Here is a 21,330-nt window from a genome sequence, read left to right on the forward strand (position 1 = left end):
GATGTTTGCAAGTTTTCTTCGTCCAAACAATCTATCCCAAAAAATGATGCGTGTTATTTTTTCCATCTATTTTGGTGTGACCTGTCTCGTCACAAGCATGCAGTTCTTGACCGAATATTTGAAAACGCAGGATTCAATATTAAGTGAATTGAAGCAGTTGGAAGAAACGATCCGCGGTCCTATTTCTACCAGCTTGTGGCAATATAATCAGAATCAGTTGAATTCACTTATTGCTGGGCTTATGAAAATGCCGATTATCGAGGGTGTCGATATTCAAGATAAGTATGCAAAAAATATGATTTCTCAAAGATCCTATGCTCTGGCTTCAGCCCCATTGTCAGTTTTCAATACAAAATCAGACCTATACTGGATGCTTAATGATAAGAGAATATTTCTTGGGTCGCTTACACTTTATTCATCGTCACAAGTTGTTTTGGATCGAGTTTTGTTCGGGTTTTCTCTGATTGCAATTACGGCACTTATAAAGATATCTGTTTTGTTTTGGCTGTTTATTTGGGCCTTTGATCGTTATTTGGCAACACCCTTGAAAGAATTGATGTCTCAAGTGAATGAGGTTCAGTTGAGCCAAAATATAAGTAAGCGGATTGACCTTTCGAATGTTGAGAATAACGAGCTCAGCCAACTTCAAGAAAATATGAATGCGATGCTATCTGCAATGGAAAAGGATCGAGAACGACTATTGGAAGACGAACAATCCAAGCGAAACTGGTTAGAGGAGGCCGTCGCAAAGCGTACAGAAGCATTACAAATCTCGAATGAAAAACTCAAAGAGCTAGCGACACGGGATTCTTTGACAGGCGCATTAAATCGGGGAAGTTTCTTTGAGATTGCGCAGCATTTGCTCGTTCTTTCCCAGCGCCAAAAATCACCAGCGGCCTTTGTTTTGATGGATTTAGATCACTTTAAAATTATCAACGATACGCATGGCCATTTTATAGGTGACCAAGTACTCATTCATTTTGTTACTACAATTAAAAATCTATTGAGAAAATCTGACCTCGTTGGCAGAGTTGGTGGTGAGGAGTTTGCACTGTTTCTCCCTGGTACGGGAGTTGATGAGGCCTTTCGGCTAGCCGATAAAATAAGAAAAACCATTGGCCATTCAACCTTTGAGGTTGAAGGTACAACGGTCAACTACACTGTGAGCCTTGGCGTTGAGTCATCCGAGACGTCAGACCAGTCAATTGGCGAGCTATTTAAACGCGCCGATTTGAAACTGTATGGGGCGAAAGATAAGGGGCGTGATCGTGTCGAAATATAAAAAATTGCCTAAGCATTTTTTCCATATGTTCTTTTTGGTAAGCACCAGCATGGCCAGTATCAGTCATGCTGCGACATTAAAAGTTTGCTACGACCAATGGGTCCCTATGACAATATTTCCATCAGAAGGGTCCCCTGCGCGTGGTGTTGTCATCGATATGTTGGAGCAAATATACACAGCAGAAGGCTATAAGCTGAAATACTATGAAGTTCCCCTGGCAAGAGGGCTGGATATGGTGGCAGAGGGGCTTTGCGATATGTTGCCGGAATACCTATATTCAAAAAATTCAGAAAAGAACTTTGTGTATGCCACCGAACCAACATTTGCATACACCTCGGCCTTTGTCGTCAGGCGAGATGATCGATGGCGCTATAATGGTATTCAATCCATTAAAGGTAAACGCATCGCAACTGGGCCAGGCTGGGATTACAGTTCAATGAGTGTCGACTATCAGAATTATATCGATGACCCAAAAAATTCGAGCTCTGTTGAAGTCATTGCTGGTTACGATGATGTGGTGGACCGGGTCTTCCATATGATTAGAGAAAACAGGGTCGATTTATATGCGGATAACGAACTCGTTCTTCAGCATGTTTTGAATCGGCTGAACTTGAACGATGACCTTAAGATCGTGCACCCCGGCTTAGAAAATAAATTGGTTGAACTACCGATCTTTTCAAAAAAAATCCCTGCTAAAAAAAGACAGAAACTTATAAGAATTTGGAATGAAGGGCGTTTGTCGCTGGAGGGCACAAAAGAAAAAATGCTTCTCAAGAAGTATAACGTAACACTTGAAGAGTAGTGCCAGCATGGATTCACGCAGAGGAAGGTTGAGCGTATATTTGTAGTGGGAGTTGTCTAACGTAAAGTTTGCTATTTTCAGTATCCCTTCGGGTTTTCACATGTCAACTATACCTTTGACCTTTTGGACGGTCTGGGTGGCGGATTTTTTTTGCCGAAAATCCTAAAATCCAGACGGATCTTCCGGGCTGTTTTTTCGTATTTCGCTAGTTGGCTGGAATTTAGGCGCACTGGCCCTAAGTTATTAAGTGTTTTTCGCCAATCAGAATATGTGGGAAAGGGGACAGATTTATTTATTGTGCTGATCGGCTGTACCAGGCTGCTTCCAACCAACCCCTCAAGTCCCCCGAAACAGGTCATGGGCATCGAGCAGTCGGTAGGCGATCTCCAGGTGTTTTTCCTCCTGGCGGGTCAGGCGCAGGATGCACAGTTCGCTGCAGGCTGTTTTCAGCAGCGGTTCGCGCCCGCAGTCGCCGGGCGGGCAGGGTTGGCGGCTCCGCTACGGCGGTGCGCCTTGCCTCAGAGCCGCAGTCGTCCACACTTGAGTAATCGCATGGGTCACGGGTATTGCGTCGTCCGGCCGTACATGGCGAGTCATCAATCAGGTCCCAGGACGCCCGGCGCCGCTTCACGGCCGGTTCGCCCCCGGCGGGCTCGAGAGAACAGACCGATGAACAGCACGCTTCTCGATCGTTACCTGCAGGTTCGCCGCCATACCGCGGCATTGGTCGCGCCGCTCAGCGAGGAGGACATGGTCGTCCAGTCGATGCCCGATGCCAGCCCGGCCAAGTGGCATATGGCGCACACCACCTGGTTCTTCGAGACCTTTCTGCTCGCCGCGCACGCGCCGGACTACCGCGAGTTCGACCCCGCCTTCGCCTACCTGTTCAATTCCTATTACGAAGCCCTCGGCCCGCGCCAGCCGCGGCCGCAGCGCGGTTTGCTGACGCGACCGCCGCTGGCCAGGGTGCGGGCCTATCGCGCCCACGTCGACGAACACATGGGCCGGCTACTGCAAGCGGCGCCACTGAATGCCGAATTGACGGCGCGGGTGGAACTGGGCCTGGCCCACGAGCAGCAGCACCAGGAACTGCTGCTGATGGACCTGCTGAACCTGTTCAGCCTGTCGCCGCTGAAGCCGGCATATGTCCAACACTGGCCGGCGGAGCGCGCGGGTCGGCGTGGGCGTTTCATCCCCATGCCGGGCGGCTTGATCGAGGTGGGGCATGCCGGCGACGGCTTCGCCTTCGACAACGAAGGGCCGCGCCACACCTGCTACCTGCAGCCGTTCGAAATCAGCGACCGCCTGGTAAGCAATGGCGAATGGCTGGCCTTTATCGAGGCCGACGGCTACCGGCGCGCCGAGCTGTGGCTGGCCGATGGCTGGGCGCTGAGCCAGGCCGAACACTGGCAGGCGCCTCTGTATTGGCAGCGACTGGATGGCCATTGGCAGGCCATGACCCTGCGCGGTCTGCAAGCGCTCGACCTGGATACCGCCGTGACCCATATCAGTTACTACGAGGCCGCAGCCTACGCCAGCTGGGCCGACGCGCGCCTGCCGACCGAGGCGGAATGGGAGCATGCCGCCGGCAGCGGTCTGCTCGAGCAACTCGACGATGTGGCCTGGCAATGGACCCAGAGCGCCTACGGCGCCTATCCGGGGTTTCGTCCGGCGGCCAGCGCCATCGGCGAGTACAACGGCAAGTTCATGGTCAGCCAGATGGTCCTGCGCGGCGGCGCCAGCGTCACCCCAGCCGGGCATTCGCGCCTGAGCTACCGCAACTTCTTCTACCCGGCGCAGCGCTGGATGTTCTCCGGTCTGCGCCTGGCGCGTGATGCCGGGGCGGTAAATGCCGGGGCTGTCGGGCGAATCGACATGCCCGACGGGGAATTCGCCCGCGACGTGATCGCCGGCCTGTCCGCGCCGCAGAAACGCCTGGCGCCGAAGTACTTCTATGACGCCAGCGGTTCGGAGCTGTTCAACGCGATCTGCCGCACGCCGGAGTACTACCCCACTCGCGCCGAGCTCAAGCTGCTGAAACGCATCGCACCGCAGCTGGCCGCGCAGATTCCCGCCGGCGCCGCGTTGATCGAATTCGGCAGCGGCGCCAGCGAAAAAACCCGCCTGTTGCTCGCCGCCGCGCCGCAGCTCGCCGCCTACCTGCCCATCGATATCAGTGGATCGGCCCTGCGCCAGGCCGTGGCTCAGTTGCGCCGCGATTACCCACGGCTGGAAATTGCCCCACAGGTCGCCGACTTCAGCCAACTGTCGCGGCTGTGCCTGACAACGGGGGCGCAGGCGCGGGTGGGCTTCTTTCCCGGCTCGACCCTGGGCAACTTCACGCCTGCCGAGTCGGTGCAGTTCCTCGGCTCGGTCCGCACCTTTCTCGGCCCGAACGCGCGCTTTATCGTCGGCGTCGACATGCTCAAGGACATCGCCACCCTGGAAGCCGCCTACGACGACGCCGAGGGCATCACCGCGCGGTTCAACAAGAATCTGCTGGTGCGCATCAACCGCGAATTGCACGGCGACTTCGACCCAGACGCCTTCGATCACCTGGCGCAATGGAACCCGCAGGAGAACTGCATGGAGATGTACCTGGTCAGCCGCCACGAGCAACAGGTACAGGTCGCCGGCCGGCGCTTCATCTTCAAGCGCGGCGAACGCCTGCATACCGAGTGTTCGCACAAATACAGCGTCGAGTCCTTCAGCCAGCTGGCCGCCGAAGCCGGCTGGCAACTGGGCCGCTACTGGCTCAGCCCGGCGCCTCAAGTCGGGCTGTTCATTCTGGAAAATTGAGGAGCATTGGCGGCGCTTTCCATGAAGGCTCCTCCACTCCAACCTAGTCGCAGAAACGGGTGGACAAGCAAGGGTTGCCCCCCTCAAACATCCCGAAACAGGTCATGCGCATCGAGCAGGCGGTAGGCGATTTCCGGGTGTTTTTCCAGGCCGCGGCGGATGGCGGTGGGCAGCGACTGGCGGGTCTTGCGACAGAGGCCCGGCAGTTGGTCGATATGAATGGCGATGCCGCGCATGCTGCGTACTTCGTTGAAGCCCGGGGCGACGTCGAGGCGGATGCCGAGTTGCTCGTACATGCGCTGTTGCAGCTTTTCCAGGTCGCCCAGGCTCTCGATGTTTTCCAGGCGCTCGAGCAGGCGTTTTTCCTCCTGGCGGGTCAGACGCAGGATGCGCAGGTCGCCGTCGCCGGTTGCCAGCAGCTGTTCGCGCCCGCAATCGCAGGCGCCGGGCGGGCAGGGTTGGCGGAGCAGGGGAGAGGGGGTCATGGGCTGCAAGCATAGCGAGCCGAGCTCGCTTTTGCCTATCTGCTTTGTCGCGAGATTGATCTACGGATGCGGTTTGTAGGGTGTCACTCGCCGCAGGCAGTGCACCGTTGGTTGCTCGGCGTGGCACATGGCAGGCGGGCTGTCGCTGCGCTCCGAACGAAACGCCGCCCGGACCGCACTACGGAACGCCGCACGGATCGCCCTACGGACAAACCACAGAGTCTGGGCTAAGCCGCAATATGTAGGGTGTCACTCGCCGCAGGCAGTGCACCGATGGTTGCTCGGCGCGGCACATAGCTGGCGGGCTGTCGCTACGCTCCGAGGCCGCCCTACGGCACGCCGCCCGGAACGACCTACGGAATGCCGTCCGGACCACCCTACGGCACGCCGCGCTGCAGATGCTGGGGGCGAACGCCTGGCGGAGCGCTTGCGACGCCGATCGATAGTTGCACCCCGAGGGCTTCAATCAAACAGGCCGATTTCAACCGCATCGCCGTTCAGCCGAACCGGCCACACGCGCAGGCTCTGCTCGGGGTATTCCAGGCAGCTGCCGTCGGCCAGGCGGAAGTGTTGCTTGTACAGCGGCGAGGCGATCACCAGGTCGCCCTTGAGCTGGCCGAGGATGCCGCGGCCGATGACGTTGGCGCCGGATTGCGGGTCGCGGTTGGCGATGGCAAAGAGCTGTTCGCCCTCGGCGGTGTGCGGCAGGTGGAAAAGCGCGACCTGGGCGCCCTCGTGCCAGGCGACCACGCCGGAGTTGGCGACCAGGTCGCTGCGGCTGCACAGCGCGCGCCAGGCGGCGGGGCTTGGCGCGGCTCGGCGGAATTCGGCTGGTACGACATTCGACTGGCTCATCAGCGCAGCTCCTCGGTAACAGGGATCAGGTGGAGTTCATGGGCATGCACCGGGCGGCGCTGGCCCCGTTCCTTGACGAAGTGGATGTCCGGATCGCCGCGCTCGTCGTTGACGAAGGTGCGGAAGCGCTTGAGCTTCTCCGGGTCTTTCAGGGCATTGGCCCACTCGCATTGGTAGCGGTCGATCACCAGCTGCATCTGCGCCTCCAGTTCGGCGCCGAGGCCGAGGCTGTCGTCGATGATCACTTCCTTGAGGTAATCCAGGCCGCCGTCCAGGCTCTCGCGCCAGACCGAGGTGCGTTGCAGCCGGTCGGCGGTGCGGATGTAGAACATCAGGAAGCGGTCGATGGTGCGGATCAGGCTGGCGTCGTCGAGGTCGGTGGCGAACAGCTCGGCGTGGCGTGGGCGCATGCCGCCGTTGCCGGCGACATAGAGGTTCCAGCCGTTCTCGGTGGCGATCACGCCGATGTCCTTGCTCTGCGCCTCGGCGCATTCGCGGGTGCAGCCGGAGACGCCGAACTTGATCTTGTGCGGCGAACGCAGGCCCTTGTAGCGGTCTTCCAGGCGCAGGGCCATGCCGACGCTGTCCTGCACGCCGTAGCGGCACCAGGTGCTGCCAACGCAGGATTTCACCGTGCGCAGCGACTTGCCGTAGGCGTGACCGGTCTCGAAGCCGGCCTCGATCAGCTCGCCCCAGATATCGGGCAGCTGGTGCAGCTGGGCGCCGAACAGGTCGATGCGCTGGCCGCCGGTGATCTTGGTGTAGAGGTCGTATTTCTTCGCCACGGCGCCGAGGGCGATCAGCTTGTCCGGGGTGATCTCGCCGCCGGCGATGCGCGGCACCACCGAGTAGGTGCCGTTCTTCTGCATGTTGGCCATGAAGGTGTCGTTGGTGTCCTGCAGCGGCAGCAACGACGAGTCGGTGATCGGCTGGTTCCAGCAGGAGGCGAGGATCGAGCCCACCGCCGGCTTGCAGATGTCGCAGCCGGTGTGGCCGCGACCGTGCTTGGCCAGCAGCTCCTCGAAACTGATGACGCCCTCGACCCGGACGATGGCGTACAGCTCCTGGCGGGTGTGGGCGAAATGTTCGCAGATGCTCTTGTCGACCGCGACGCCACGGGCGCTCAGCTCGTTGTCGAACACCAGCTTGAGCAGCGCGCTGCAGCCGCCGCAGCCGGTGGCCGCCTTGGTCTGCGCCTTGAGTTCGCCGAGGTCGGTGACGCCGGCCTCGACCTTGCAGCACACCGCGCCCTTGCTGACGTTGTGGCAGGAACAGATGGTCGCGTTGTCCGGCAGGGCGTCGGCGCCCAGGGTCGGCGCGCCTGCGGATTGCGGCAGGATCAGCCCGGACGGGTCTTGCGGCAGGGCGATGCCGTTCTGCGCGTATTGCAGCAGGGTGTCGTAGTAGCTGTTGTCGCCGACCAGCACCGCGCCCAGTACCTGCTTGCCATCGGCGGAAACGACTAAACGCCGGTAGCTGGCACTGGCCTCGTCGATAAAGCGGTAGCTCTTGGCGCCGGGGGTGGCGGCGTGGGCATCGCCGATCGAGCCGACATCGACGCCGAGCAGCTTGAGCTTGGTCGACATGTCGGCTCCGGTGAAGGGCTCGTAGGCGCCGCCGGCCAACTGCGCGGCGACGTTGCGCGCCATGCTGTAGCCCGGCGCAACCAGGCCGAAGATGCTGCCGTTCCAGGACGCGCATTCGCCGATGGCGAAGATGTCCGGGTCGCTGCTGCGGCAATCGTTGTCGACCACCAGGCCGCCGCGTGCGGCGATCTCCAGGCCGGCGCTGCGACCGAGGGCGTCCTGCGGGCGGATGCCGGCGGAGAACAGGATCAGGTCGGCTTCGAGGAACTCGCCGTCGTTGAAGTTCATCCGGTAGGCGTATGCCTCGCCGGGAACGATCTCCTGGGTGGCGCGCGACAGGTGCACGCCGACGCCCAGCGCCTCGATACGCGCCTTGAGCGCGGCGCCGCCTTCGTTATCCAACTGCACCGGCATCAAGCGTGGGGCGAACTCGACCACATGGGCTTCCAGGCCCAGGGACTTCAGGGCGTTGGCCGCTTCCAGGCCGAGCAGGCCGCCGCCGACCACCACGCCGCGCTTGGCATTGGCCGCGGCATCGCGGATCGCGTCGAGGTCGTCGAGGGTGCGGTAGACCAGGCGCGAATTGCCCTCGGCGCCGGGGATCGGCGGCACGAAGGGGTAGGAGCCGGTGGCCAGCACCAGGCGGTCGTAGGCCTGGCGCCCGGCGCTGGTGACCACTTGCTTATTCTCGCGGTCGATTTCCAGCACCTGCACGCCGAGGTGCAGTTGCACACCGTGGCGGGCATAGAGGTCGGGCTCGCCCAAGGCCAGGGACTCGGCATCGCGACCGCCGAAATACTCGGACAGGTGCACGCGGTCGTAGGCACGCTGGCGCTCTTCACCGAACACCTGCACGTCATACCGGGTCAGTGCGCCCTGCTCGATCAGTTGCTCGACGCAATGATGGCCGACCATGCCGTTGCCGATGACGATCAGGGTTTCGCGCTTAATCGGAGTGTCGAGAGAGTTCATAGCCGTTCCTCAGTCGAAGCCGTTGCCTGGAGCACGGCCAACAAAAAAACGCCTGGAGCTGGCTGGCAGCTCCAGGCGTCTTTGCCTGGTATTCATGGGTTTGTGGGGGTGAAGTGCCCGGACCGCGCTGTCCGTTTCACCCATCCTGTGCCTGTGCAGGCCGGTGGTCGTCGGTGACCATCCAGGATGTGCTGCCGAAGGTTTGGCAGCTGTTGGCAGAGCATTAGCAGGTTTCGTGCCGACATCCGCCCGGGGCCGTGCCGCCGGCAACCCCTGACGGGCGGATTGGCCAAGCAGGGCCGGTGCGGGCACTGGCACCGGTGGTGCGGCGGGCGTCCAGCGGCTGCTGCGTGGTCAGTGCCCAGGCGCAGGGCGGTGAGCCATAAGGGTGCAGGCGGCTTGCGCGATCCCTTTTTTGGGGCGTTGCGCACGCGCTGTCTGGCGCTTCGCCCGCCATTCGAGCCCTGTTGGCCGCGCCCGTGGGTTTTCTCTCCTATGCTCAGTTTGTTGAAACCAGAGTCGCTTACGACACAGACAGGGCCGACTGCATCGCAAGCGTCATGCGGAGGCAGAGATGGCAACGATTTCCAGAAGAACTTTCCTGAAGGCGGGAGGCGGGGTGGCCGCGAGCGTGGTCATCGGCGTGCCTGCCCTGACCCAGGCCGCAACCTCGAGCGCAGAGGGCCGGGTCAATCTCCCGTATCCCACACGTGCGATCGGCAAGGCGCAGCAACTGCAGGCCAACACGCCGGTCGCGTTCGCCTACCCCGACGACACTTCACCCTGTGTACTGATCAAGATGGGCGCCCCCGTTCCTGGTGGGGTCGGCCCGCAGCGCGACATCGTTGCCTACAGCACCCTGTGCACGCACATGGGCTGCCCGGTGACCTATGACGCGGAGCAGCGGCTGTTCAAATGCCCCTGCCACTTCAGCATCTTCGACCCTGAGCATGTTGGCCAGATGGTTTCCGGCCAGGCTACCGAGAACCTGCCCAGCATAGTGCTCGTATACAACCCCGATGACGATTCGGTAAACGCAATCGCCGTCAACGGGTTGATCTACGGACGTCAGTCCAACCTCCTGTGACAAGGAGATACACATGGCTACCAATAAAGATCGTGTGGCACTGCCTCCACCTGGGGCGCAGAAGACCAACCTCGTCTGCCACTTCTGCATCGTCGGTTGTGGCTATCACGTGTACAAATGGCCGGAGAGCCAGGAAGGCGGGCGGGCACCCGAAGACAATGCCCTCGGCCTGGATTTCCGTCAGCAGTTGCCGCCCTTGGCCGTCACCCTGACCCCGGCGATGCAGAACACCATCACCGATCAGGACGGCAAGCGCTACAACATCATGATCGTCCCGGACAAGCAGTGCCAGGTGAACCAGGGCCTGTCGTCCACCCGCGGCGGCCAGCTGGCCAGGGTCATGTACAGCCCCGAGGGCGTGGGCCGGGAGCGCCTGCGCAGCCCACGGGTGTATGTCGGCGACCAGTGGGTCGACACCAGCTGGGAGGATGCGCTGGCGCTCTATGCCGGCGTGACCAAGAAGATTCTCGATAATGACGGGCCCGGGGCCCTGGCCTTCGACTGCTTCGACCACGGCGGTGCCGGCGGCGGCTTCGAGAACACCTGGGGCACCGGCAAGTTGATGTTCAGCGCGCTGAAAACGCCGCTGGTGCGGATCCACAACCGCCCGGCCTACAACTCCGAGTGCCACGCCACGCGCGAGATGGGCATTGGCGAACTGAACAACAGCTATGCGGACGCCGAGCTGGCCGACGTGATCCTGGCCATCGGCTGCAACTCCTACGAAACCCAGACCAACTACTTCCTCGCGCACTGGCTACCCAACCTGCAGGGCCAGACGGTGGCGCAGCGTAAGCAGCGCTTCCCCGGCGAGAGCGTCGCCCCGGCGAAAATCATCTTCGTCGATCCGCGGCGGACGCCGACCATCGCGATAGCCGAGCAGGCGGCCGGCAAGGACAACGTGCTGCACCTGGATATCGAGCCGGGCACGGATATCGCCCTGTTCAACGGCCTGCTGAGCTACGTGGTCGACCAGGGATGGCACGACGAGGCGTTTATCGCGGCGCATACCAGGGATTTCGAGCAGGTGCTGCAAGCCAACCGCATGACGCTGGAGGACACCAGCCGCATCACCGGCGTGCCGCTGGACAAGCTCCAGCGGGCGGCCGAGTGGGCCTACAAGCCCAAGGCTTCCGGCCACCGCCCGCGGGCCATGCACGCCTACGAAAAAGGCATCATCTGGGGCAATGACAACTACCTGATCCAGTCCGCCCTGGTCGACCTGGTGCTGGCGAGCCATAACGTCGGCCGCCGCGGCACCGGCGTGGTGCGCATGGGCGGGCACCAGGAGGGCTATACCCGCCCGCCCTATCCGGGCGATTCGAAGATCTACGTGGATCAGGAGATCATCCAGGGCAAGGGCATGATGTATACCGCCTGGGGCGCCAACCCGTTCCAGACCACCCTGAATGCCGAACAGCACCGCACGGTCATCCTGCGCCGCGCCAACATCGTCAGGGAGGCCATGGCCAGCGCCCGTGGCGGCTCGACCGCGCAACGGGTGGAGGCGATCTACGACGCGCTGAAGCACAAAGGCGGGCTGTTCCTGGTCAATATCAACCTCTATCCGACCAAGCTGGCGGAGGCCGCGCACCTGATGCTGCCGGCCGCCCATCCGGGCGAGATGAACCTCACCTCGATGAACGGCGAGCGCCGGCTGCGGCTCTCGGAGAGATTCACCGATCCCCCCGGTTCAGCCAAACCCGATTGCCTGATCGCCGCGGCGATCGCCAACAGCCTTCGGCAGTTGTATGCCGCCGAGGGTAAGCAGGACATGGCCGCGCGCTTCGCCGGCTTCGACTGGAAGAGCGAGGAGGACGCCTTCAATGACGGTTTCCGCATGGCCGGCCAGGCCGGTGCCGGCCCGATCGACAGCCAGGGCGGCGCCACCGGCAATCTGGTCACCTACCAGCGCCTGCGCGCCATGGGCAACAACGGCGTGCAATTGCCGGTCAAGGAATACCGCGACGGCAAGCTGATCGGCAGCGAAATGCTCTACAGCGACTACCAGTTCGACACCGCGGACGGCAAGGCGCAGTTCAAGCCGGCACCCTGGCCAGGCTTGCCGAAGCCGGTGGCCGAGCAGAAGCAGAAATACCGCTTCTGGATCAACAACGGGCGCATCAACGAGGTCTGGCAAACGCTCTACCACGATCAGTACAACGAGTTCGTGCGGCGCCGCGTGCCGATGGCCTACCTGGAAATCAACCCCGAGGATGCGCACGCCCTGGCGATTGCCTCCGGCGATGTGGTCGAGGTGTACAACGACTACGGATCATCCTTCGCGCTGGCCTACCTGGAGCCGGACATCAAGCGCAACCAGACCTTCATGCAGTTCGGCCACTTCAACGGCGTAATGGGCGACCTGACCACGCCCTGGACCGACCGCAACGTGGTGCCCTATTACAAGGGAACCTGGGCGGACCTGCGGCGCATCGGCACGGTGGAGGAGTTCAAGCGCAACATCAGCTTCAAGACGCGCAGGTTCAAGGCGTAGGCACGCTTGCTCGGCACCCGCCGGGCGAGCGCCAGGTCCGGCCGCGCAGCGTGGTGCTGCGGCCGAACCCTGGCCCCGAGCAGCGGCCCCTGCGCCGATCCGGGCAGGCGGCTTTGAGGCGGCATAGTGGCCGCTGCGTGCCTCGTCGTGGTGCGGATTCGTGCGGGATCGCGGCCTGCGTCAGCGCGGTGATCCGGCGCGGTGCGGGCGGTGACTGAAGGCGGCGGGCAGGCCGCTCTGGCGGATCAGGGCGGCTTGCCATTGCCCGGCGGTGAAGGCATCGGCCTGTTGCAGCAGCTGGATCTTGCCGGCGACCAGGCTCGCCACCGGCACGCCGTCGCAGTACAGCAGGCGGTTGCCGGCAACGGCCGGCACCTTGCTGCCGGGCAGCAGGGTGCCGACCAGGTTCAGCGGGTCGCAGGCGGACAGGCCGATCAGGCTGTCGTCGAGCGGGCGTTTGCGCACCTCGCGCAGCAGCGCCACGGCTTCCGGCAAGGCGAACTGTGCGCCGGACACCCCGGCGACGAAGCGCCCGCCGCGAATCTCGCCGCGCGCCTCGAGGCGCTGGTAGACCCGCAGCAGCTCGCGCCAGGACGGCAGCCAGTCGGCCTCGCGTTCCAGCAGGCGCCAGCAGACCACGCCGTAGCGGCGCAGCAAGGTACGCGCGACATGCTCCAGCGCCTCGGCGTTCGCCGCCTGCTCGCCACGCCCGCGCAGCAGGGCCCAGCGCCCGGCGTCCTGCATATTGGCCAGGGCGCGATGGGCGCGGCGTTGCTGCTGGCTGCGCTTGGCCGCCGGCAGCAACAGCGAGCGCAGGCCGGCGAAGCTGTCGGCATTGGCCAGGCCGAGGCTGACCAGCTCGCCCAGGGCGTCCTCCAGTTCGCTGCGCAGCAGGTGCGCCTCGTCCTGCAGTTCGTCGAAGAACAGTGCGCCCTGCGCGGCCAGCACCTGGCGCAGGCGCTCGGCACGTGGCGAGGGTTCGGCCGCAGGCGGATCGCCCAGGCAGGCGCGCCACAGGCTCAGGTGTTGGCGCGGCAGCAGCACGATCGGCGTGCTGCGCAGCGGGCCACCGGCGCTACGGCTGCGCCCGGCCAGACGACACCAGACCAGGCGCCCGGAGCGGCACAGGTCGTCGAGCCAGTTGATCCCGTAGTCGCTGACCCGGCTCGGCAGGATCTCGCTCTCCCAGGCGCCGGCCGCGGCCTGGAAACCCTCCAGCTGGCCGAGCACCCCGGCCAGGGCCTCGGCGCCGCGCACCCGGTTGGCCGGGGCGACGCGCTGCCAGTCGAACAGGAAACGCATGAAGTCGGCGCGCGCCACCGGCTCGATCTCGCGGCGCAAGCGCCCCACGGTGTAGCGGTGGATGCGCGCCAGCAGATGGCGTTCGCACCACTCTTGCTCAAGGGCGCTTGGAGTGAAGCGCCCGCGCAGCACATAGCCTTCGCGTTCCAGGGCGAGCAGCGCCAGTTGCACGGCGGCCTCGCTCTGGCGCAGGTCGGCGGCGATGCGTGGCAGCGGCAGCGGGCCGAAACCGCCGAGGCGCGCACGGACCAGTTCGACCAGTGCGGCCTCGCCCGCCCAAGGCTGGTCGAAGCCGTCCGGCGCCTGGATCGCCGGCTTGAAGGTGGCTTGCGGGTACAGCGCCTGCCACTGGCGCAGACGTTCGGCCGCCAGCCACAGCGCCGGTGCGCCATCGAGCTGCAGGCAGGTGGCGCGCTTACCCTTGCCCAGCTGCGCCAGCCAGACCGGCCAACCGGGATTGGCCTGGACCTCGGCCTGACGGATGGCTCCGAGGCTCAGCAGCGCCTCATGCATCTCGTCGGCATCGCGCACCTCGGGCCAGGCCTCCTGGCGCACCGCGTCGATGGCTTCGGGGTCGAGGGCGCCGAGTTCGTCGCTGGACTCCGGTTCGCGCCAGCGCCTGTTCTGCACCGCCTGGGTGCGCCGTTCCTCCAGTGGCGCGTCGTCGAGGAAGGCGTAGGGCCTGGCGCTGAGGATTTCCGCGGCCAGTGGCGAGGGCGCCGGCAGGTCGCGGGCGAGCAGCTCGATCTCGCCGGCCTCCATGCGCCGCAGCAGGGCCAGCCAGGCCTCGCAGTCCATGGCCTGGTGCAGGCAGTCGTCGAGGGTCTGCGCCACCAGCGGGTGCTCGGGAATCTCGCGCTCGCCGACGATGTTCTCCAGGCAGGCCACCTGGTCGGGGAACACCGTGGCCAGCAGGTCTTCGCTGCGCATGCGTTGCAGCTGCGGCGCCACCTTGCGTCCGCCGGCGAAGCGCGGCAGGGCCAGGGCCACGCCGGCATTCCAGCGCCAGCGCACGGCGAACAACGGCGCATCCAGCACGGCCTGGATCAGCAACTGTTCGCCGCTGTTGCTGTGCAAATAGCGCCACACCTCGTCCAGCGCAAAGCTGTGGCTGGTGGCCAGCGAGAGGATCAGTGCGTCCTCGGTGGCGGCGGCCTGCAGCTCGAAATTGAAGCTGCGGCAGAAGCGCTTGCGCAGGGCCAGGCCCCAGGCGCGGTTGAGGCGGCTGCCGAAGGGCGAATGGATGATCAGCTGCATGCCGCCGGACTCGTCGAAGAAGCGCTCCATCACCAGGCGCCGCTGGGTCGGCAGGCCGCCGAGGGCGGCGCGGGCGCGGGCCAGGTAGTCGACGATCTGGGCGGCGGCCGCTTCGCTCAACTCCAGGCGCTGCATCAGCCAGGCCCTAGCCGCTTCCACACCTTGATCCAGCTGCTGCTCGATCGCCGCGCGCAGGCGCGCCACCGCGGCGGACAGCTCGTCCGTGCGCCCCGGCGCCTCGCCGAGCCAGAAGGGGATGGTCGGCGCCTGGCCGTGGGCATCCTCGACCCGCACCTTGCCCGGCTCGATGCGCAGGATGCGGTAGGACTGGTTGCCCAGCTGGAAGATGTCGCCGGCCATGCTCTCGATGGCGAAGTCTTCGTTGAGCGTGCCCACGGTCAGGCCCTGGGGTTCCAGGAGCACGCTGTAATCGCCGCTGTCGGGGATGGTGCCGCCGCTGGTGAGGGCGGTCAGGCGCGCGCCACGGCGGCCGCGCAGCCGGTGGTTGACCGCGTCGCGGTGGATATAGGCTGCGCGCACCCCGCGGCGGCCGCTGTAGCCCTCGGCGAGCATCTTCAGCAGGGCGTCGAAGCTAGCGCGCGGCAGGTCTGCGTAGGGCGCGGCGCGGGTCAGCAGCTGGTAGAGGTCGTCCTCGCGCCACTCGCGACAGGCCACCTCGGCGACGATCTGCTGGGCCAGCACGTCCAGCGGCGCCTGGGGAATGATCAGGCTGTCCAGTTCGCCGCGGCGCACGCAGTCGAGCAGCGCCGCGCATTCGATCAGCTCGTCGCGCGACTGCGGGAACAGCCGGCCCTTGGGCGTACCGCCGACGCTGTGGCCGGAACGGCCGACCCGCTGCAGCAGGGCGGCGATGCTGCGCGGCGAACCGAGCTGGCAGACCAGCTCGACCTCGCCGATGTCGATACCCAGTTCCAGCGAGGCGGTGGCCACCAGCACCTTGAGTTCGCCGCGCTTGAGACGCTGCTCGGCATCCAGGCGCAGCTCCTTGGCCAGGCTGCCGTGGTGCGCGGCCACCGCGGCCTCGCCCAGGCGCTCGGCCAGATGGCGGCAGGCGCGCTCGGCCAGACGGCGGGTGTTGACGAACACCAGGGTGGTGCGGTGCTGGCCCGCCAGTTCGGCCAGGCGGTCGTAGACGCTGTCCCAGACCTCGTTGCTCATCACCGCCTCGAGCGGCAGCGGCGGCACCTCGAGGGCCAGGTCACGGGCGCGCTGGTAACCGATATCGACGATGGCGCAGTCGCGGGGTGGCTGCAGCGGATGGATCAACGGCTCGGCCTGTTCGAGCTCGGGGGCGACTAAAGGCAGCGGCGCCTGGCTGCCGAGCAGAAAGCGCGCCACCGCGTCCAGCGGCTTCTGCGTGGCGGACAGGCCGATGCGCACCAGCGGTGCCGGGCACAGCGCCTGCAAGCGCTCGACGCTGAGCATCAGGTGGCTGCCGCGCTTGCTGCCGGCGATGGCGTGGATCTCGTCGACGATCAGGCTGCGACAACCGCTGAGCATGGCCCGCCCGGATTCAGAACCGAGCAGCACGTAGAGCGATTCCGGGGTGGTGACCAGGATATGCGGCGGGCGCTTGCGCATCGCCGTGCGCTCGCCGGGGCTGGTATCGCCGGTGCGCACCGCCGTGCGAATGTCGACATCCGCCAGGCCCTGGCGCTGCAGCTCGGCGCGGATACCGGCCAGCGGTTGTTCCAGGTTGAGGCGGATGTCGTTGGACAGCGCCTTGAGCGGCGAGACGTAGACCACGCTGCAGCGCTCGGCCAGCTCGCCGCCAGCGCCCAGACCCTCGCGCACCAGCGTATCGATGGCGGCGAGGAAGGCGGTGAGGGTCTTGCCCGAGCCGGTGGGCGCGGCCACCAGGGTCGAACGCCCGGCGGCTATCGCCGGCCAGGCAGCGAGCTGGGCCGCGGTGGGCGCGGCGAACTGGCGGCGAAACCAGGCGGCGACCGCTGGATGAAAGACCTCCAGCACGGCGTCGGCTGGCGCTGAAACGGCAGTCGGCTTCATGTCGTTCATCATGCTAGCGCCGCGCGCCGGCCTCAAGCGCCGCCCATCGCCGGCGGATTTGCTCAGCCGTTGCATGCCGTACTGGCTTCACCCCGCGCCGTTTTTCAGACACTCTGTGTTTCTTTTTCCAGGCAAGGCCATCCCGTGCACCCGGTGATCTCCATCCAGCAACTGAACAAGACCTATGCCTCCGGCCATCCGGCGCTGCAAAGCATCGACCTGGATATCCGCAAGGGCGAGATCTTCGCCTTGCTCGGCCCCAACGGCGCCGGCAAGACCACCCTGATCAGCATCATCTGCGGCATCGTCAATCCGGGTAGTGGCAAGGTGCTGGTCGACGGTCACGACATCATCGCGGACTACCGCGCGGCCCGTGGGCAGATCGGCCTGGTGCCGCAGGAACTGGTCAGCGACGTGTTCGAGACGGTCTGGGCGACGGTCAAGTTCAGCCGCGGGCTGTTCGGCAAGAAACCCGATCCGGCCTACCTGGAGCGCCTGCTGCGCGACCTGTCGCTGTGGGACAAGCGCGACGCCAAGATCATGGAACTGTCCGGCGGCATGAAGCGCCGGGTGATGATCGCCAAGGCGCTGTCCCACGAGCCGCAGATCCTGTTTCTCGACGAACCCACCGCCGGGGTCGACGTCGAGCTGCGCCGCGACATGTGGAACATGGTCCGCGGCCTGCGCGCGCGCGGGGTGACCATCATCCTCACCACCCACTACATCGAGGAGGCCGAGGAGATGGCCGACCGCATCGGCGTGATCAGCCAGGGGCGGATCATCCTGGTCGAGGACAAGCAGGTGCTGATGCACAAGCTCGGCAAGAAGCAGCTGACCCTGCAGCTGCAGCAACCGCTGGCGAGCATTCCGGCCGAGTTCAACGGCCATCGCCTGGAGCTGGCGGACGACGGGCACGCCCTGGTGTTCACCTTCGACGCCCAGCACGAAAACACCGGCATCGCCGAGCTGCTCAAGGAGCTGGCCCAGCACGGCATCGACTTCAAGGACCTGCAGTCCAGTCAGAGTTCGCTGGAAGACATCTTCGTTAATCTGGTGCGGGAGCAACGCGCATGAATTTCTACGCGATCCGCGCCATTTACCTGTTCGAACTGGCGCGAACCTGGCGCACCCTGCTGCAGAGCATCGCCACCCCGGTGATCAGCACCTCGCTGTATTTCGTGGTTTTCGGCTCGGCTATCGGCAGCAGCATGACCGAGGTGCACGGGGTCAGCTATGGCGCCTTCATCGTGCCGGGGCTGATCATGCTGGCGCTGCTCACCGAGAGCATCTCCAATGCCTCGTTCGGCATCTACATGCCCAAGTATTCCGGCAGCATCTACGAGCTGCTCTCGGCACCGGTGTCCTACCTGGAAATTCTGCTCGGCTATGTCGGCGCGGCGGCCACCAAGTCGATCGTGCTGGGGCTGGTGATCCTGGCCACGGCGCGGCTGTTCGTCGATTTCGAGATTCTCCATCCCGTCTGGATGCTGGCCTTGCTGGTGCTGACCGCGCTGACCTTCAGCCTGTTCGGCTTCATCATCGGCGTCTGGGCCGACGGCTGGGAGAAACTGCAGATAGTCCCGGCGCTGATCGTCACCCCGCTGACCTTTCTCGGTGGCAGTTTCTACTCGATCAGCATGCTGCCGCCCACCTGGCAGACCATCACCCTGTTCAACCCGGTGGTGTATTTGATCAGCGCCTTCCGCTGGAGCTTCTACGGCGTCTCCGACGTCAACGTGGTGCTCAGCCTGGGCATGATCTTCGCCTTCCTGCTGCTGTGCGTGTTCACCGTTGGCTGGATCTTCAAGACCGGTTATCGGCTGAAGAGTTGAGCCAAGCGTTTGCGGCAACGCGCACAGGCTCCGCTCGGAGCGCAGCGATAGCCCGCCAGCTTTGCGCCGCACCGATGAACCAATGGTGCACGGCCTTTGACGCGCGAACTGGTGGGTTACGCGGCGCCCACGCACCGAATAACCATCGATTTTGTGACAATGCGCCGCTAACCCACCCTACGGACCGCGGCTTGCTCGAGGCATGAAATGCAGTGAATCAAGCCTGGCCAAAACCAGAAAAATGGGTAGAATTCGCGCCCTTTTTCCGGCGGCAGGAGTGCTCGATGAGCTTCAACTTGGCAAACAAATCCAGCGAACAACGCAACATCGAGGAAGCGGAAAAGGCCCGGCTGTTCGAGCTCTGGCAGCAGAACCTGCACCGCACCAAGGTCGAAGCGGCGCGCCTGGTCGGGGAAAAGAGCAAGCGCAAAGGCAAGTGGGACGAGTGGTTGCGTGCGCAACTGGCGCAGATGACGCCACCCGAATACGCCAGCATGGTGCAGCGCGAAGTCCGGCGCTTGCTGGCGGCGCGCTAGGCGGCTGTTGCCGAGCGACTGCGCTCGGCTACGCGGCGCCGGTGCGGCCCGCGTAGCGCTCGGCCAGGCTGCAGAAGAAGGTCACGTATTGGCCATGGCCATCGCAGAACACCACATCCAGCCCGAGCGGGTCGGCGGGGTCGCTGATGCCCTCGGCTGCCGGCCAGGGTTCCAGGCCGGGGTCGGCCGCCCGGCGCTGCAGGTGCACGGCATCCAGGCCCGGGCGATCGACTTCGCCGCCGCTGCTATCGATGTAGACCACGCAATTATCGCTATCGAAGGCCTTGCCCAGCTCCTGCACCAGGGTCAGGAAGCCGCGATCGCTGCCGCCGCGCAGTTGCTGGGTCTGGCCATCCAGCGTGCGGCTGGCCGAGGTGACCGTGTCGCCGACGCCGACGATGCGCGGCATCTGGGCCGGGTCGAAGTGCTCGCGCGCCAGTTGCAACAATGCGTCGCGCTCACGCGGAGCCTGGCGGGCGTTGAAGTCGGCGCCCAGCGGGTAGGCTCCGGTGTGTTGGTGATAGTAGTGATTGAGGATCACCAGGACGCCGACTTCCTTGATCGCGCCCTTGAGCATGAACTGGAAGTCGGTGGTGCCGGCGTCGTCGCCGGTGCTGTATTTGACCCGTTCCAGGCCCTGGGCGTCGCTGCCGAGATTGGGCGCGTAGTGGACGAAGAACGACTCCTGCAGTTGGCAGGCAGCGGCCTGTTGCAGCAGCTGCGCCATGAAGCCTTCGACGGCGTGCTGCAACTGCTGGTAGAGCGCCGGTTGCTCGCTGAAATGCTGGTAGAGGCTGTTGATGTTGAGGGTCGGCGAGGCGAGGTTGTCCAGTACGCTGGCGCCAACCAGGGCGGCGACTTCGGCCGCCGCGAGGGCATAGGGTGGTGCGCCCAGCAGCTCGCCGAGGAAGCGCTCGGCCTTGCCCGGTAGCGTCTTTAGAAAGGCCAGCTCGGCCGCGCTGACGCCGGGGTGGGAGACCCTGCCGTGGCGGTCCTGCAATTGCACGCCACCGGCCGCCAGCCCCGGCAGGTAGAGGCCTTGCTCGCGGGCCTGGGCGGGTGCTGCAAGGGCGTTGTCGACGATGCCGTTGACCCCGCGCCTGCCGATGTGTTCGCCGTTGGTCAGGACGAAGAAGTGTCCCGCCAACTGACGGGCTGCCTGCACATAGCGCTGTTCGATGGTTCGGCTCAGCGGGTCGCGCACCAGGCCCATGCAGACGCCGTCCAGGTCCTGAATGATCAGCAGCTTGTCGCTGGTGACGAGGGTGTCGAGCAGGCGCTGGTGATCGAGTGAAAACGTTGGGCTGTGTTTAATCATGCCGCCATCTTACCCGCACCGGCGGGGTCGACCAAACCGGCAGCCTGCAAGCGGCGGGCGCGCGGCTGGCCAGCCGTCAGCAACTCAGGCCAAGCCGCTCATGCCACTGGGCAATGGATTCTTCCGGGTAGTCGGCGAAAAGCTGGTCGCCGGGCCGCACATCGACTTCGACCCAGGAGGCTTTCGAGTCGAGCAGCAGGTGGGTGTGCTCCGGCGGCACTGGCAGCGGCGAGTCGATCGCCGAGGCGAAGGGGTGAATCAGCTCCGGCCACTGCGGGCTGAACAGCCACAGGGCGCTGCTGCAGAGTCGGCAGAAATGCCGCTCGGCACTGCTGGTATGGGCACGGCGCTCGCCTTCGCGCTTGATCTTGGCGTGATAGATGGCGATCTGCTTGCGCCCGGTGACTTTCAGGCTGCGCGCATCGCCGCTGAGGTTGATCGAGTAACCGCCGCCGCCCTGGGTCTTGCGGCAAATCGAGCAGTAGCAACGCTGGTAGGGATAAGGGTGGGCACTGCTGAGGCTGAAAGCTACTGCGCCGCAATGGCAGGAACCTTGGAGTTGCATGGTGAACCTCCAGACGAGATGGCCGTGTTGGCAAGATCGGCAATTACAGCCTAGACAATCATCGACCGGCCGGTCACGAGTCCGTTGGTCGGCTGAATTGGCGCCGCCAGCCGTAAGTCAGGGTAGA

14 protein-coding genes are annotated in these 21,330 nt (G+C 64.1%); 8 read left to right on the forward strand and 6 right to left on the reverse strand.

The genetic code is table 11. From position 1 onward, the window contains the following. Nucleotide 1 precedes the first annotated feature (1 nt). The 3 genes from PH586_RS13125 (at nt 2) to egtB (ending at nt 4,883) form a co-directional block, all read left to right on the forward strand. A complete protein-coding gene (locus PH586_RS13125) occupies nt 2–1,282 on the forward strand; it encodes a GGDEF domain-containing protein (protein ID WP_271348209.1) in 1,281 nt (426 codons plus the stop codon). Then, the gene (locus PH586_RS13130; RefSeq protein WP_271348210.1) at nt 1,269–2,084 is read left to right on the forward strand and encodes a substrate-binding periplasmic protein; all 816 of its coding nucleotides are present in this window, start codon (nt 1,269–1,271) and stop codon (nt 2,082–2,084) included. The genes PH586_RS13125 and PH586_RS13130 overlap by 14 nt, the downstream gene beginning before the upstream one ends. Nucleotides 2,085–2,753: 669 nt before the next feature. Continuing rightward, nucleotides 2,754–4,883 carry an ergothioneine biosynthesis protein EgtB gene (gene egtB, locus PH586_RS13135; protein WP_271348211.1) on the forward strand — a complete coding sequence of 710 codons (2,130 nt, stop codon included), beginning with the start codon at nt 2,754–2,756 and terminating at the stop codon, nt 4,881–4,883. Between the two features lie 83 nt (nt 4,884–4,966). On the opposite strand, the gene PH586_RS13140 is transcribed toward egtB, so the two are convergent. The 3 genes from PH586_RS13140 to nirB form a co-directional block, all read right to left on the reverse strand. Next, the gene (locus PH586_RS13140) at nt 4,967–5,368 is read right to left on the reverse strand and encodes a hypothetical protein (protein ID WP_271348212.1); all 402 of its coding nucleotides are present in this window, start codon (nt 5,366–5,368) and stop codon (nt 4,967–4,969) included. A gap of 462 nt (nt 5,369–5,830) precedes the next feature. Next, nucleotides 5,831–6,223 (reverse strand): nitrite reductase small subunit NirD, encoded by a 393-nt coding sequence (gene nirD / locus PH586_RS13145; protein WP_271348213.1) that lies wholly within the window; start codon nt 6,221–6,223, stop codon nt 5,831–5,833. Next, nucleotides 6,223–8,781, reverse strand: coding sequence for a nitrite reductase large subunit NirB (gene nirB / locus PH586_RS13150; RefSeq protein ID WP_271348214.1), 2,559 nt, complete (start codon nt 8,779–8,781; stop codon nt 6,223–6,225). Before nirB ends, nirD begins: the two co-directional genes overlap by 1 nt. Before the next feature lie 574 nt (nt 8,782–9,355). Here nirB and PH586_RS13155 point away from each other — a divergent pair. After that, entirely contained in the window at nt 9,356–9,868 is a 513-nt protein-coding gene (locus tag PH586_RS13155; protein ID WP_271348215.1) for an arsenate reductase (azurin) small subunit, read from the forward strand. 13 nt (nt 9,869–9,881) lie between these two features. Next, nucleotides 9,882–12,365 carry an arsenate reductase (azurin) large subunit gene (locus PH586_RS13160; RefSeq protein ID WP_271348216.1) on the forward strand — a complete coding sequence of 828 codons (2,484 nt, stop codon included), beginning with the start codon at nt 9,882–9,884 and terminating at the stop codon, nt 12,363–12,365. A 180-nt stretch (nt 12,366–12,545) separates the two neighbouring features. Here PH586_RS13160 and PH586_RS13165 read toward each other — a convergent pair whose 3' ends face one another. After that, nucleotides 12,546–16,961 carry a DEAD/DEAH box helicase gene (locus PH586_RS13165; RefSeq protein ID WP_271348217.1) on the reverse strand — a complete coding sequence of 1,472 codons (4,416 nt, stop codon included), beginning with the start codon at nt 16,959–16,961 and terminating at the stop codon, nt 12,546–12,548. Between the two features lie 135 nt (nt 16,962–17,096). On the opposite strand from PH586_RS13165, the gene PH586_RS13170 reads away from it, so the two are divergent. The 3 genes from PH586_RS13170 to PH586_RS13180 all read left to right on the forward strand — a co-directional run bounded on the left by PH586_RS13170 (nt 17,097) and on the right by PH586_RS13180 (nt 19,320). Beyond that, entirely contained in the window at nt 17,097–18,026 is a 930-nt protein-coding gene (locus tag PH586_RS13170) for an ABC transporter ATP-binding protein (protein ID WP_271348218.1), read from the forward strand. Continuing rightward, the gene (locus tag PH586_RS13175; RefSeq protein ID WP_271348219.1) at nt 18,023–18,784 is read left to right on the forward strand and encodes an ABC transporter permease; all 762 of its coding nucleotides are present in this window, start codon (nt 18,023–18,025) and stop codon (nt 18,782–18,784) included. Before PH586_RS13170 ends, PH586_RS13175 begins: the two co-directional genes overlap by 4 nt. A 284-nt stretch (nt 18,785–19,068) precedes the next feature. Further along, on the forward strand, nt 19,069–19,320 hold the full coding sequence (locus PH586_RS13180; protein WP_271348220.1) for a hypothetical protein: 252 nt from the start codon (nt 19,069–19,071) through the stop codon (nt 19,318–19,320). A 28-nt stretch (nt 19,321–19,348) separates the two neighbouring features. Here the strand turns inward: PH586_RS13180 and stpA are convergent, their stop codons facing one another. Beyond that, entirely contained in the window at nt 19,349–20,638 is a 1,290-nt protein-coding gene (gene stpA / locus PH586_RS13185) for a glucosylglycerol 3-phosphatase (protein WP_271348221.1), read from the reverse strand. A 76-nt stretch (nt 20,639–20,714) separates the two neighbouring features. Next, on the reverse strand, nt 20,715–21,203 hold the full coding sequence (locus tag PH586_RS13190; RefSeq protein WP_271348222.1) for a GFA family protein: 489 nt from the start codon (nt 21,201–21,203) through the stop codon (nt 20,715–20,717). Between the last annotated feature and the right edge of the window lie 127 nt (nt 21,204–21,330).

Origin of the sequence: Pseudomonas aestuarii, assembly GCF_027988105.1 — a bacterium.
Lineage (GTDB): Bacteria > Pseudomonadota > Gammaproteobacteria > Pseudomonadales > Pseudomonadaceae > Aquipseudomonas > Aquipseudomonas aestuarii.